This is a genomic window from Chitinophaga barathri, from assembly GCF_003807585.1.
Classification (GTDB): domain Bacteria; phylum Bacteroidota; class Bacteroidia; order Chitinophagales; family Chitinophagaceae; genus Chitinophaga; species Chitinophaga barathri.
Map to the genome: position 1 here is coordinate 58,340 of NZ_RMBX01000003.1, position 12,940 is coordinate 71,279.

The 12,940-nt window shown below is 53.9% G+C and carries 14 protein-coding genes and 1 riboswitch; of the genes, 6 read left to right on the forward strand and 8 right to left on the reverse strand.

All coding sequences use genetic code 11. From position 1 onward, the window contains the following. Positions 1-18 precede the first annotated feature (18 nt). Together EG028_RS05990 and EG028_RS05995 are read left to right on the forward strand one after the other, a co-directional pair. Positions 19-720 (forward strand): response regulator transcription factor, encoded by a 702-nt coding sequence (locus tag EG028_RS05990; protein WP_120514672.1) that lies wholly within the window; start codon positions 19-21, stop codon positions 718-720. Beyond that, positions 707-2,086: a sensor histidine kinase gene (locus EG028_RS05995; protein ID WP_120514673.1), complete on the forward strand. Its 1,380-nt coding sequence runs from the start codon at positions 707-709 to the stop codon at positions 2,084-2,086. The genes EG028_RS05990 and EG028_RS05995 overlap by 14 nt, the downstream gene beginning before the upstream one ends. A 48-nt stretch (positions 2,087-2,134) precedes the next feature. Here EG028_RS05995 and EG028_RS06000 read toward each other — a convergent pair whose 3' ends face one another. After that, positions 2,135-2,887: a YqjF family protein gene (locus EG028_RS06000; RefSeq protein WP_123864582.1), complete on the reverse strand. Its 753-nt coding sequence runs from the start codon at positions 2,885-2,887 to the stop codon at positions 2,135-2,137. Positions 2,888-2,960: 73 nt separating this feature from the next. Between EG028_RS06000 and EG028_RS06005 the strand changes: the two genes are divergently transcribed. Then, positions 2,961-4,064, forward strand: a complete 1,104-nt coding sequence (locus tag EG028_RS06005) for a glycoside hydrolase family protein (RefSeq protein ID WP_174235416.1) — start codon at positions 2,961-2,963, stop codon at positions 4,062-4,064. 33 nt (positions 4,065-4,097) lie between these two features. Here EG028_RS06005 and EG028_RS06010 read toward each other — a convergent pair whose 3' ends face one another. Further along, entirely contained in the window at positions 4,098-4,697 is a 600-nt protein-coding gene (locus tag EG028_RS06010) for a hypothetical protein (RefSeq protein WP_120514675.1), read from the reverse strand. A gap of 93 nt (positions 4,698-4,790) precedes the next feature. Here EG028_RS06010 and EG028_RS06015 point away from each other — a divergent pair, with 93 nt between their 5' ends. Next, positions 4,791-5,510, forward strand: a complete 720-nt coding sequence (locus tag EG028_RS06015) for a hypothetical protein (protein ID WP_120514676.1) — start codon at positions 4,791-4,793, stop codon at positions 5,508-5,510. 153 nt (positions 5,511-5,663) lie between these two features. Here the strand turns inward: EG028_RS06015 and EG028_RS06020 are convergent, their stop codons facing one another. From EG028_RS06020 to EG028_RS06030, 3 genes are all read right to left on the reverse strand, one after another. Further along, positions 5,664-6,128, reverse strand: a complete 465-nt coding sequence (locus tag EG028_RS06020) for a glycine zipper domain-containing protein (protein ID WP_120514677.1) — start codon at positions 6,126-6,128, stop codon at positions 5,664-5,666. A 153-nt stretch (positions 6,129-6,281) separates the two neighbouring features. Beyond that, complete coding sequence (locus EG028_RS06025) at positions 6,282-7,547, reverse strand: voltage-gated chloride channel family protein (RefSeq protein WP_120514678.1); 1,266 nt, start codon at positions 7,545-7,547, stop codon at positions 6,282-6,284. 36 nt (positions 7,548-7,583) lie between these two features. Beyond that, positions 7,584-7,650: riboswitch (Fluoride riboswitch) on the reverse strand. 26 nt (positions 7,651-7,676) lie between these two features. Then, positions 7,677-8,906: an MFS transporter gene (locus tag EG028_RS06030; protein ID WP_206614346.1), complete on the reverse strand. Its 1,230-nt coding sequence runs from the start codon at positions 8,904-8,906 to the stop codon at positions 7,677-7,679. Between the two features lie 96 nt (positions 8,907-9,002). Here EG028_RS06030 and EG028_RS06035 point away from each other — a divergent pair, with 96 nt between their 5' ends. Continuing rightward, positions 9,003-9,908, forward strand: coding sequence for a LysR family transcriptional regulator (locus EG028_RS06035; RefSeq protein WP_120514679.1), 906 nt, complete (start codon positions 9,003-9,005; stop codon positions 9,906-9,908). A 36-nt stretch (positions 9,909-9,944) separates the two neighbouring features. On the opposite strand, the gene EG028_RS06040 is transcribed toward EG028_RS06035, so the two are convergent. From EG028_RS06040 to EG028_RS06050, 3 genes are all read right to left on the reverse strand, one after another. Then, positions 9,945-10,976 (reverse strand): LLM class flavin-dependent oxidoreductase, encoded by a 1,032-nt coding sequence (locus tag EG028_RS06040; RefSeq protein ID WP_120514680.1) that lies wholly within the window; start codon positions 10,974-10,976, stop codon positions 9,945-9,947. A gap of 108 nt (positions 10,977-11,084) precedes the next feature. Further along, on the reverse strand, positions 11,085-11,516 hold the full coding sequence (locus EG028_RS06045; RefSeq protein WP_120514681.1) for a VOC family protein: 432 nt from the start codon (positions 11,514-11,516) through the stop codon (positions 11,085-11,087). Positions 11,517-11,549: 33 nt separating this feature from the next. Further along, the gene (locus EG028_RS06050) at positions 11,550-11,825 is read right to left on the reverse strand and encodes a hypothetical protein (protein WP_120514682.1); all 276 of its coding nucleotides are present in this window, start codon (positions 11,823-11,825) and stop codon (positions 11,550-11,552) included. Positions 11,826-11,951: 126 nt separating this feature from the next. Between EG028_RS06050 and EG028_RS06055 the strand changes: the two genes are divergently transcribed. Beyond that, entirely contained in the window at positions 11,952-12,938 is a 987-nt protein-coding gene (locus EG028_RS06055) for a GlxA family transcriptional regulator (protein WP_120514683.1), read from the forward strand. Positions 12,939-12,940 lie beyond the last annotated feature (2 nt).

Below are 12,940 nucleotides of genomic sequence, written 5' to 3' on the forward strand. Positions count from 1 at the left end.
GCCGTAAATTTGAATGGTATGAGAATATTATTGGTGGAAGATGAGCCGGCCGTAGTGTCGGTAATTTCGCGCGGCCTGGGAGAATCCGGCTACGAAGTGAGCGTGGCCCCTGACGGGTTGCTGGGGCTGGAAATGAGCCGCAGCAATGATTTCAGCCTGCTGATCCTGGACGTAATGTTGCCCGGCATGAATGGCATTGACGTATGCAGGCAATTGCGCGCGGAAAAAAACCGCACGCCCATCCTGATGCTCACCGCCCTTTCCACCACCGAAAATGTAGTGATGGGGCTGGACAGCGGGGCGGACGATTATCTTACCAAACCTTTCAAATTCCAGGAACTGGAAGCCCGCATCCGCTCGCTGATCCGCCGCCAGACCGGCGCCACGCAGCAGCCGCAGAATCACCTGCTCTCCTTCAGCGACCTCCAGCTGAACACCGATACACGCCAGGCCAGCCGCGCCGGGCGGGTATTCGCCCTTACCTCCACGGAATACCGCCTGCTGGAATACCTGCTGGGCAATCCCCGGAGGGTCTTGTCCCGCGCTGATATACTGGAGCAGGTATGGGGCATCGACTTCAACATGAACACCAAGGTGGTGGACGTATACATCAACTATCTCCGCAAAAAGGTTAACAAAGGCGGCTCTCCCGAACTGATACACACCGTGGTGGGCCATGGTTACATGTTAAAAGAAACACAGACCGATGAAGATCAGTAACAAAATCATGCTGCTGTTTTCGGTGATCACGGTGTCCATCATTTTCCTGATGAGCTTCTTTGTGTATTACCTGACCAACCGTTATTCTTTCGGGGATTTTTACAAGCGGCTTGAGATCAGGGCATACCTTACCGCCAGCGCGGCTTTCCCGCCCGTGGGTACCGATACGCTGGCTTACAATTATATCCGCGACCAGCACCTGGAAAAACTTCCCGCCGAAGAAGAATTCGTATTTCCCGTACAATATGCCGCGGGCAGGCTTGTAGTGCCCAAGCCACCCGGCCTGCCGCTGTCTTTTTACGAAGACGTGTTGCAGAAAGGCCAGGAAACTTTCCGCAGGGGCGAACGTTTTTACACCGGCATCGCCTACCCGCGCGAAGGCGGCAAAAGCATCGTGGTGGTATCCGCCGTGAACGAATACCGGGGCCTGTATATGGCCGAGCTGCGCCGCATCCTGTTCATCTGTTTTATCATTGCCGCCGCGGTCATTATCGGCGCGGGACTGTTTTTCTCGCATTACATTCTCCAGCCCGTGCACCAGATCATGCACCAGGTAAAAAATATCAGTTCCAGCAATCTCCACCTCCGTGTGAGCACGGGCGCCGGGCAGGACGAAATGGCTGAACTGGCCGCCACGTTCAACAATATGCTCGACCGGCTGGAAACCGCTTTTGAAACGCAGAACAACTTCGTCAGCAATGCCTCCCACGAGCTGGGCACACCTCTTACCGCCATTATCGGCGAAGGCGAGCTGGCGCTGAGCCGCGAACGCGATGCTGCCAGCTATCGCGCTTCCATCTCCAGCATGCTCCACCAGGCGGAACATCTCAGCCATATCACCCGCAGCCTGCTGCACCTCGCCCAGTTGGGCTTCAACGGCAAAAAACAACATTGGGAAATGGTACGGACGGACGAATTGCTTTTTGCCGTCAAACAAAGCATCGACCGCATTATGCCAGGCAACAAAGTGGAGATAGACCACAGCCTGTTCCCTGAAGAAGAGGAAAAAATGTGCATTACGGGCAACTTCCAGCTGCTGGAACTCGCCATCAGCAATATCGTGAACAATGCCGTGAAATATTCCAGCAACCAACCTGTATCCCTTGCACTCGCAGCTACGGACACCAAAAACATCATCATCGTGAAAGACCACGGCATCGGCATTCCCCAGCGGGACATGCCTTACATCTTCTCTCCTTTTTTCCGCGCGTCGAACACGGAAAGGTTCGAAGGCTATGGCATCGGCCTGCCGCTCACGAATACCGTGATAAGGATGCATAAGGGCGAGATACTGGTGGACAGCCGTATGAACGAAGGCACGGAGATCCGGGTGGTATTGCCGTCTGTGAATCCTTCCGCTGTTTGATATTTTATCCCGGCGCCGCCGGAACATTTACAATACGCACGACGGCCCTTAAAGGCCCGCGGCAAGTTCCGCCCGGGGCCAGGCGATCACTTTCACGCCATCAGAATAATGAACGGCAGCAAGGTTGGTGTGATGGAGATTAAAAGGGCCTGTATTGTAGCTGATCCGCAAAGCACTGAACTCAGGCGCGTACAGGCGCCATTCCGCGTGATGGATCGCGTATTTGTACCATCTTCCTCCTTTGTCAAGGAACAAATAATACCGCTCGGTGAGCCATTTGTCCAGCGGTGTTTTCGCGGCCAGTTCCGGGCCGGTGGTATAATCCGCTTCCAGGATGTTACCGGTGCGTTTGTTCACCGACCGGTAAAAATGCCTTTCGCCATATTTCCTTTCCATCCCGGCCGTTTCATAAGGCAGGCCGGACAATGAGCGGGAAAGTTTTACGGAAAGATATTTCTGTGCTTCGATGGACAGGAAATACACACCTGCCTCCTCTCCTGACTTTACATAAGTCCTTACATTGATCTCATGAAAATCGGATAACATAGCGATGGCCGGGAGATAACGGGGACGGATATTTTCCATGGTGAACGCTACCACCGAGATCCAGGCGTGGCCGTCAAGGATATCCGGTTCAAGGCCGGCGGGGATCAGCTGTTTCATCAGTTCCGCATCCACCTTCCAGTGAAAGAACAGGGCGCGGTTCCACTCCTGGTACCATATCCAGTTCCCTGCAGGCATCTCCGCGGATGCGCGGTGGGCGGTGTGTTGAAGCAACTGGCTGGCCTGGCGGTCGTTCATGGAGGAAGGGATTATGATGATAAAGATATGGATCAATTTGTAAAACCGTTCCTGATGATTATATTGGCATTATATGGAAAGAAGGGATTTTCTCCGCACGTTATCCGCAGGGTTGTTGTTGCCTGCAATATCTACCGCCGCCTCATTTGCGCGGGATGGCGCTTTTGCTGACAAGCTGCTGCCCGCTCCTGTAAAAGGCGGATTTATGATGGATGGGTACTGGGTGTGGGACCCCAGCGTGGTGAAGGGCGAAGACGGGCGTTACCATATGTTCGCCTCCCGCTGGTCCAAAGAACTGGGCTTTGGCAACTGGGTCACTAATTCGCAGATCGTCCGCGCCGTATCCGATACGCCCGCCGGGCCTTACACCTTTGAAGAAGTAGTGCTGCCCGCGCGCGGCAAAGGCTTCTTCGATGGTTATACCACGCACAATCCGAGGATCCTGCAATATGGCAAACAATATCTTTTGTATTACATGGGCACCGTGTACGACTTCCCCGTTCCTGCTAACCTGGACGATGTATGGGCGGACGGCAGGGGCCAGCGGGCATGGATGAATAAACGCGCGGGACTTGCCGTGGCGGATTCTGTATACGGTCCCTGGAAAAGGATGGACCATCCCGTGATTGAGCCCCGCCCCGGCAAGTGGGACGCTTCCATTACCTCCAATCCCTCTCCCGTTGCATTACCGGACGGCAGCATTTACCTCATGTACAAATCCTCTTCAAAGAATTACGAACCGCCGCTATTGCTGGGCGCCGCCATGAGCAGGAAAAGTTACAAAGGCCCCTATGAACGCCTTTCGGACTCGCCCGTGTTTTCATTTCACAGCAGCAATAAGATGGACAATGATGTGGAAGACCCCTTTGTATGGTATGCCGGCGATCATTACGAGCTGATCATGAAAGACCGCTTCGGGCACATCTGCGGTGAAGAAGGCGGCGGCATACACGCTACATCAAAAGACGGCGTGGACTGGAAATTGTCCAACCCCGTGAAGGCCTATTCCCGCATCATCAAATGGGACGATGGCACCACCACCAAACAGGCCAACTTCGAAAGGCCTTTCCTCCTGTTTGAAAACGGCCGGCCCACTCACCTGTTTGCAGCCACCGGCTCAGGCCCGCGGCCTTACCAGGTGGATAAAACATGGAATATGGTCGTACCGCTGAAGTAGCCGCTCTTCTTTAACTTTTGTAGCAGTCCTCTTTTAAGGAAGTTTTTTCCATCCCGCATGGATCGTGAGGTACGTAGCCGCCACCGGCTCATCGGCGGGGTGGATCGTAACGGCGGTGCATAACAGCTGGCCGTCTTTTTTCCTGAAATCAAATGCAATGCCGGAGGCCTCCGCGTCATATACCCAGAGAGTATCGCCGCCGGGGTCGCTCACGTAAGTGGCGGCGGGTTGTAACGCGGGATAACTTTCGCGGATAGTTTCAAGCGGCGTATTGCTGCCGAGGCCGTTCTCCGTGCGGTAACCTTCGCCCGATACGACTATCTGGCGCGCGGTCCGGCGGCTCATCGTGCTGTCCGCATAAGTGGAATAAACAGCGAGGGTATCCTGCCCATGCCAGATGCCCCAGGCTTTTCCCATCGCAGCATCTCCATCGTCGGGTTTGCCCAGGAGAGAGAACACCGAATCCATATCCTGGCCCAGGTGAAACTTGCCGGCGCTTTCCCCGGCTACCAGCAATGCTTCCGGCGGGGTGTGTGCGGCGTTGTCTTCTTCAGCGGCCTTTTGCGTGGCGGGCGGGGCGCAGGCGGCCAGTATACAAAGGCCCAGGGCTATACGGAGGATGGACGTTTTCATAAGCCTGTCCGCAGAAAATAACGTGCCAGAATAATGCTCTATATTGTACGCGTAAATCTACATCCCTGCTTTAACAACGGAATTCAACAACTCATGGAACATTTAGCCCGCCAGGTAAAGATCCTGAAACTCTATGCTGTATTTATCAGTATCCTGCTGACCGTATTCATTTTTATGTCCTTCCGGCCGGACCAGTCCCGCCAGCGTTTTACCGAAATTGATGTGGAGCGTATCAACGTCATCGAAAAAGACGGTACGTTGAAACTGGTGATCAGCAACAAAGAAAGACAACACCCCGGCATGGCCGAAGGCAAAAACTTCCCGCAACGTGAACGCGATGCCGGGATGATCTTTTTTAATTCCTACGGAGACGAATGCGGTGGCCTCGTATATGACGGCGATACCCGCTCCGCCGGGATGGTATATTCCGTAGACCAGTTCCGCAACGACCAGGTAATGCAGCTCCGGTACACGGAAACGCCGGGCAGCAACCCTACCAATCCCAGCTACGGCCTCAAACTCTGGGACCAGCCTTCCCACGAACTGTTTCCCCTGCACGAACGCGCACGTTTCTTCGACTCGCTGAAAAAACTGAACGACCCGGCCGTCATGGACCGTGAAATAAAAAGACTGAACGAAGAAGGCAAACTGTCCAAAGAAAGGATGTTCGCCGGAAAACAGGGCAACGGCGATGTGGGCCTGTTCATCCGCGATGAAAAAGGCAACCCGCGTATAAAGATTTATGTAGGCAAAGACAACCAGGTGCACCTCGAAACAATGGATGAAAAGAGCCAGGCAGCCCCTTTTAAATAACAAAAACGGGCGCTTCATCATGAAGCGCCCGTGGTATTTTTGATGTATAAAACGACCGGTATTAAAGGCCGTTAAGTGTGGCTGGTTATGTAACGGTATACTGCCGGCATCATACCGGGCTTTACCCGGATGTTGGGGTAATTACCCTGTTATTTACTGCGCGGACTGTTTTTTCTTCTTCTGGTGGTCCACAATAGCGCCGGTACCGGCTCCTACGCCGGCCCCGATGATCGTACCGATCGCGGCGCCTTTCAGACGGTCTTTATTCACGATAGCGCCTGTAATGGCGCCAGCGCCCGCACCTACTACCGCGCCTTTGGCGGTATGGCTCCAGCCTTTCTTTTTGGCAGGCGCCGGTGTGGCGGTTGTATTGTTAACCGGAGCTGCGGCTACATCATTTCCCCCGGAGGAAACATTGCGGCCCGCACGGGAAGCTTTGGCGTTTACTGCTTTCATGGAATCAATCACATGCTGCCTGGCTATATTCACCTGGTTCACTGTATTCATGGAATCGATCGCCGCTTTACGGGCGCTCTGGATGGCGGCTGCGTTGTCCGCCCTGCTCTGACAGGCAAAGAGTACTACACTTGTTGCTACTGCTGCTAATAACTGTTTCATGATTCAAAAATTTAGATTGGACTATTTCCGGAGGGGGTATTGCCAAAACTATGCCAGCATGTAGGAAACAGGGCACTATTGAATGATAATCAAATATTTAAGAAATAAGTCAGGGCTTGCAACAGCCGTACCATGGAAGGTAAACAGGAACATTTATGATTCTTTTCCCAGCTTCGAAACAGCTGTACGCTGCGCGGCGTAAATGCCGGAATGCCCGCTGAAATAATACGCCGTAAAACAGGCCACCGCAAAATACAACACATGATCAGGCCCGAAAAGCTCCACGCCCATGAGCGTGCAGGCAATCGGCGTATTGGTGGCGCCCGCGAATACGGCGATAAAGCCAAGACCGGCGAACAGGTCGATGGGAGCACCGGTATACACGGCAATGGTATGCCCCAGGGCGGCGCCTATGAAGAACAGCGGCGTCACCTCTCCGCCTTTGAAGCCCATGCCCAAAGTAACCGCGGTGAATACCAGTTTCCACAGCCAGCTCCAGTCATCGACGCCCTGCGCGTGAAAAGCGTTGACGATGGAAATACCGCCCGGATCTTTGGATGTAACCCCTAAACCAAGATAATCGCCCGTTCCCGCCGCGAAAGTCAGTAAGATGACCGCCAGGCCTCCCGCCACCGGGATCAGCCATTTATGCGTCTTAAAAACGCCGTTCCCCAGTTTTTTCACCTGGTGCGTGGCCGCTGCGAACAAATTGCCCGCCAGCCCGAATGCCACCCCGGCCAGTATCACTTTCAGCAGCAGCCAGTAATCCAGCGCGGCGGTAAGTGAAATAACATACTGCGTATGATGAATGCCCCAGGCGCTGCAAACGATGTCCGCAAACAGGCTCGCCATCAGGCAGGGCAACAATGCGTTGTATTTGATGCGGCCGATGGCCAGTACTTCCAGCGCGAACACGGCCCCGGTAAGCGGTGTGCCGAACACCGCCCCAAAACCCGCTGCTATACCCATCATGAGGATAATACGGATATCTTCCGGCTTCAGCCTGAACCAGCGGCCGAGCAATTGTGCAATGCTCCCGCCCATCTGCACCGCTGTGCCTTCCCTGCCCGCCGAACCTCCGAAAAGATGGGTGATCAGCGTAGTGACCAGCACCAGCGGCGCCATTCTTACCGGCACGCCGCCACCCGGCTGATGGATCTCATCCATGATGAGATTGTTGCCGGCTTCGGCGTTTTTTCCCGCGGACCTATACAGGAAATAAATGCCCACGCCTGCCAGCGGCAGGAAGTACAGCAGCCATTCATGCTGCCAGCGGAACCTTGTGACCACGTCCAGCAGCCAGAGGAATAAAGCAACGGCGGAGCCTGCGGTCAGCGCTACAGGCACGGCTATCAGCGTCCAGAAGAGCAGGTGTTTTGTTACAAAGATTTGTTCGAAGTTGCGGAGGAGATTTTTCATACCTACAAATAACTGTTCACCGGCATTTCACCGTTAGAATTTGCAGGCGCCATCAGCTTGTTCAGAGCGGTTGGGTCAGGAAGACACCATTTCCTGTTTGAGACGGCAAGTTATAAAAAATCTCCCTGCTTACAAATCTCCCCTGTTCCGGCGGTAGCTCCATACGGTAAGGCCCACGCCCAGCAACACGAACAAAGCACCTACCCATGGCGTGGAAACCAGCCCCAGCGGACTGTCCACCACCATACCGCCCACATACGCGCCGATCGCGATGCCCAGGTTAAAAGCGGATATATTCAGCGAGGAAGCAATGCCTTCCGTGCCCGGCAGGTATTTCTGCGCCAGCTGCACCACATACAGCTGAAGCCCCGGCACTGTCGCGAAGGACAATCCGCCGATAAGACACAGCGTGACCACGGCGGGCACCTGGTAATTAGCCGTGAGGGTGAACAAAGCCAGTGCCGCCGCCTGTGCGATGAACATCCTGATCAGGACCTTCGCGGGATTGTGATTGCTTACTTTCCCGCCCCATAGGTTCCCCAAAGCGATCGCCACGCCGTAGACCAGCAACAGCAGGCTCACGGAAGCGGCGGAAAAACCGGTGATGTGTTCCAGCAGGCTGGCGAGATAAGTGAATACCACAAAGGTGCCGCCATAACCAAACGCCGTGATAGCGAGCACCAGCAGCACCTCCGGGTTGCGGATCACTTTCAGCTGTTCTTTCAAAGGCAATATCGGCCCGCTGCTGATCCTGTTCGGGATCAGCGCCCAGGTGGCCGCAAACGCGATCAGCCCCAATATGGCCACGCCGCCGAAAGTGGCCCTCCAGCCGAAATGCTGGCCGATAAACGTGCCCAGCGGCACTCCCACAATAATAGCGACAGTAAGCCCGGCAAACATGATCGCGATAGCGGATGCCTTTTTATCCGGCGCCACCAGCGTGGCGGCAATAGTAGCGCCTACACCAAAGAACACGGCGTGGGCAAAACCGGATATAAACCGCGAGATCAGCAGCGATATAAAGTCCGGCGCCAGCGCGGAAGCGACGTGCCCGGCAATGAATAACAGCATCATACTTACCAGCAGCTGCTTACGCGGCGCTTTGCTGGTGAGCACAGTGAGGATTGGCCCGCCAATGGCCACGCCCAGGGCATAAATGCTGACCAGGAGGCCGGAAACGGACACGCTTACGTGCAGGCTTTCGGCAATGGTGGGTAAAATGCCTACGGCAACAAATTCCGTAGTACCGATGGCGAAGGCGCTGATGGTGAGCGCCCATAATGCCGCCGGCAACCCTTTGCCGGAGCGCGTTTGAGAGGGAAGGGCAATAGCCGCCGCTTCCGTTTGTACTTGTTGCATGATCCGATCTTTAATTTTCTTATGCAAAAGTACCCCGGCTACTACTATTACCATAATAACTTAAATCATACCTTTGTATAATTAAAATGATAGATCATGGCACTTAACCTGGAGTGGTTCCGCACCTTCAAAACCATTTACGAAACCGGCTCGCTCACCACCACGGCGCAACGGCTGTTCATCTCCCAGCCCGGTGTGAGCCTGCATTTAAATTCCTTGGAATCGTATGTGGGTTACAAACTCTTTGACCGGGCGGCACGCAAAATGGTGCCCACGGAGCGGGCCAAGATGCTGTACAACTATATCCTGGAAGCAATCAATAAACTGGAGGCGGCGGAAGAACACTTTTTCAAAAGCTCCGATACACATAAACCCACCGTGAGCATCGGTATGTGCCTGGAAACTTACCAGTTTACGCTGGAGCAGCATATTGCCTCCCTCCCGTTCAACCTCAGCATCAAGTTCGGCGAGTACCCGGATATGCAGCACGACCTGGACAACGGCCTGCTGGACCTGATCATCACACCGCAGAAAGGCAGCCAGCCGAACCTGGAATACCAGCCGTTCTCAAAAGAAAGGATCGTGCTGGTAGGCGGCGGGCGGCAGGACTGTGCGGAGTTCAAACGCCTGCTGAAGAAAAAAGATATGGAGGGAGCGGAAAACTGGTTGAAAGAACAAACCTGGTACAGCACCGCCGCGGATATGGAGAATCTGCGCAAGTTCTGGCATTTGAACTTTAACCGTCACCCCGATTTCAGGCCTAATTATATCGTACCCAATAAATGTTCCATCGTGCGCTGCATGAGCGATGGCACGGGGTTCGCCGTAATACCGGATTTCCTTTGCAGGCAGGAGTTGCAGACCGGCCAGCTGAAACTGGTATGGGAAGGGGAAAACACGATCGAGAATACGTTGTATTTCGGGAAACGCAAAAAGACGATGTTCGCGAAAGAGATCAGTATGATCGAAGGATTTTTTATGGAAGAAGCAGTGGAAGTGTAACCTGCTAACGTAACCGGCTGTACGCATTTTTTTTGTTTACCCTATCGCCTCCCTCACCGCCGGCGCTACCTGCCTGCCAAACAGTTCTATGGCGCGCAACACCTTGTCATGATGGATGTACCCTTTTACGATCTGCGCCAGAAATCGGGTGTGATTAAACAGTTGATGCTGGTAAATGATCTTGTCCGTGATCTCCTGCACGCTGCCTACGAACAGCGGCCCGTCCGGCATACGGAGGTATTCGAACTGTTCGCGCGTCATCGGCTGCCAGCCGCGCTCCCGGCCCACACGGTTCATGAGTATTTCGTAAGAAGGATAAAACTCGTCCGCTGCCTGGTCCGAATCTTCCGCCACGTAAAACTGCGAGTTGATGCCCAGCTGAAGCGTTGAAGGATCGTGCCCTGCTTCGGCGGCGGCTTCGCGGTACAGGTTGATGAAGGGTAAATACTGTGCTGGTTTTCCGCCCAATATCGCCAGGGTGAGCGGGAGGTTCAGCCTGCCCGCGCGTTTGGCGGATGCGGGCGTGCCGCCGGCCGCCAGCCAGATGGGCAGCGTGGGTTGCAAAGGCCTTGGGTAAATGCCCCGGTTGCTGAACGGCGCGCGGTATTTTCCTTTCCAGCTCATGATTTCCTGCCGGTTGATCTCCAGCAGCATGGTGAGTTTTTCTATGAACAGGGCGTCGTAATCGCCCAGGCTGTAGCCGAACAAAGGAAAGGATTCCGTGAAGCTCCCTCGCCCTGCCATGATCTCCGCGCGGCCGTTGCTAAGCAGGTCCAGCGTGGCGAAGTTCTGGAACGTGCGCACAGGGTCCGCCGAACTGAGCACCGTTACGCTGCTGCTGAGGCGGATATTTTTGGTGATGGTGGCAATGCCCGCCAGCGCCACTTCCGGGGCAGATATGATGAAATCAGGGCGATGATGTTCCCCCAGCGCAAACACATCCAGGCCGGTCTCGTCCGCCAGCTTTGCCTCGGCCAGTAATTCCTGCATCCTGAGATGTGATTCAGTCGCTCCGCCCGCCACGCTTTCCGGTCTTACTTCGCCGAAGGTGCTGATACCTAATTCCATAAAAAGCTTGTTTGAATGTTACAACACAATATTAAGCATATAAAATAACAAAGGCTCCCGGGCATGCCGGGAGCCTTGTTGATGAAGGATCATGTTGTAACAGCTTCTTTAGCTCTGGGGTACTGTCTCGTACTGGTAGTTCACCGCCCATGAAATGCCAAACTTGTCTTTCAGCTGGCCATACAGTGCGCCCCAGGGAGCTTTATCCAGCGGCATTTCCACAACGCCGCCTTCGCCCAGTGCGCTGAACAGCTTTTTGGCTTCTGCTTCGGATTCCGCGGCGATGGCCAGGGAGAAATCGTTTCCTTTCTTAAACTCACCAAAGGAATCCGGGAAATCGCTGCCCATGATGGTAGTGCCGCCGGGGATGGTAAGCGCCACGTGCATCACCAGGTTTTCGTCACCGGGCTTGCAATGATCAGGCATGTTGCTGAAACGCATGATGCCGTTCATGAATTCGCCGCCGAACACGGATTTGTAGAAGAGGAAAGCTTCTTCGCAGGTGCGCTGGAAATTCAGATAAGGACTTACTTGTGCCATTTGTTAAGTTTTTATGATGAAGTTAAACGAGCGTTATTGAACCAGGCTACGGGCGTATGCCATGCAGTAAAACCGTTGGGTGATCGGCGCCTGGTCTTCCAGTATCTCCGCCTGGCAGCCGAAACCGGATAATAATTCAATGATGCGGCCGGATTGAACATCTCCCTGGGTGCAAACCACGCGGAGGATGCGGTCACAATCCTCCAGGTCAAAATTGGCCCTGTGCCCGGGCATTTCCCCATTGATCATGCCCACCAGCAGTTTAGCCAGCAGGGGCCTGGTTACATTCGTTTTAAATACTTCCACCATTGTAACAGTTTTTTTCTTTATTTCGGTTTGCTATACAAATGTAATCCTGCCAACATTAAAAGACCGGGTGCAAAAACGGCAAAATGCAGGGGATGTTGCGACAAATTTTTATTATACTTTTGAAACATGAAACACATCTCAATTCTGATACCGCGGGGCGCTGCCGCTTTAGGGTGTATAGAAGGCGCCTACAGGATGTTCACGCAATGTAACGATTTCCTGTTACGCCGGGACAGGCCGGCGCTTTTTAATGTCCAGATGGTGGGTATTTCCGAAGAGGGACAGGTGTACGACAAAGCCTTTACCGTACGCCCCGATACCGTTGTATCGGATGTGCCCAAAACGGACCTGATCATTATCCCCGCTGTGAACGGAGTGATGGAAGAGGTGATCGACATTAACAAAGATTTCCTGCCCTGGATCAGCGGGCAATACCAGAAAGGCTCCGAGGTGGCCAGTTTGTGCGTGGGGGCGTTTATCCTCGCATCCACCGGTTTGTTAAAAGGCCGGCAGATCGCCACCCACTGGCTGTCCGTAAACGACTTCCGGAGAATGTTCCCGGACGTGAACCTGGTGAGCGACCAGATCATTACAGACGAGCAGGGCATCTATTCCAGCGGCGGCGCCAATTCCTTCTGGAACCTGCTGCTGCATCTCGTGGAAAAATATACGGACCGGGAAATGGCCATTCTCTGCGCGAAATATTTCGCTATCGAGATCGACCGAAGCAACCAGTCTTCTTTCCTCATGTTCAAAGGCCAGAAAGACCACGACGATGACCCGATCCGCGAGATACAAACCTTTATCGAAGAAAATTACCAGGAAAAGATCACGGTGGACCAGCTGACGGCCCAGTTTGCCATCAGCCGCCGCAGCCTTGAACGCCGTTTCAAAAAGGCCACCTGCAACACCGTGTCCGAATACATCCAGCGGGTGAAGGTGGAAGCTGCCAAAAAAGGCTTTGAAACCAGCCGTAAGAACATCACGGAGATCATGTACGATGTAGGGTATTCGGACAACAAAGCGTTCCGCACCGTATTCAAAAAAACCACCGGGCTCTCCCCCGTTGAATACCGCAATAAATACAACAAAACGGCCGTGACCGTGGAATAAAA

Excerpts from the sequence above, each read along its gene's own strand:
- EG028_RS05990 (WP_120514672.1), top strand. The coding sequence starts at position 19 with ATGAGAATATTATTGGTGGAAGATGAGCCGGCCGTAGTGTCGGTAATT.
- EG028_RS05995 (WP_120514673.1), top strand. The coding sequence starts at position 707 with ATGAAGATCAGTAACAAAATCATGCTGCTGTTTTCGGTGATCACGGTG.
- EG028_RS06000 (WP_123864582.1), bottom strand. The coding sequence starts at position 2,887 with ATGAACGACCGCCAGGCCAGCCAGTTGCTTCAACACACCGCCCACCGC.
- EG028_RS06005 (WP_174235416.1), top strand. The coding sequence starts at position 2,961 with ATGGAAAGAAGGGATTTTCTCCGCACGTTATCCGCAGGGTTGTTGTTG.
- EG028_RS06010 (WP_120514675.1), bottom strand. The coding sequence starts at position 4,697 with ATGAAAACGTCCATCCTCCGTATAGCCCTGGGCCTTTGTATACTGGCC.
- EG028_RS06015 (WP_120514676.1), top strand. The coding sequence starts at position 4,791 with ATGGAACATTTAGCCCGCCAGGTAAAGATCCTGAAACTCTATGCTGTA.
- EG028_RS06020 (WP_120514677.1), bottom strand. The coding sequence starts at position 6,128 with ATGAAACAGTTATTAGCAGCAGTAGCAACAAGTGTAGTACTCTTTGCC.
- EG028_RS06025 (WP_120514678.1), bottom strand. The coding sequence starts at position 7,547 with ATGAAAAATCTCCTCCGCAACTTCGAACAAATCTTTGTAACAAAACAC.
- EG028_RS06030 (WP_206614346.1), bottom strand. The coding sequence starts at position 8,906 with ATGCAACAAGTACAAACGGAAGCGGCGGCTATTGCCCTTCCCTCTCAA.
- EG028_RS06035 (WP_120514679.1), top strand. The coding sequence starts at position 9,003 with ATGGCACTTAACCTGGAGTGGTTCCGCACCTTCAAAACCATTTACGAA.
- EG028_RS06040 (WP_120514680.1), bottom strand. The coding sequence starts at position 10,976 with ATGGAATTAGGTATCAGCACCTTCGGCGAAGTAAGACCGGAAAGCGTG.
- EG028_RS06045 (WP_120514681.1), bottom strand. The coding sequence starts at position 11,516 with ATGGCACAAGTAAGTCCTTATCTGAATTTCCAGCGCACCTGCGAAGAA.
- EG028_RS06050 (WP_120514682.1), bottom strand. The coding sequence starts at position 11,825 with ATGGTGGAAGTATTTAAAACGAATGTAACCAGGCCCCTGCTGGCTAAA.
- EG028_RS06055 (WP_120514683.1), top strand. The coding sequence starts at position 11,952 with ATGAAACACATCTCAATTCTGATACCGCGGGGCGCTGCCGCTTTAGGG.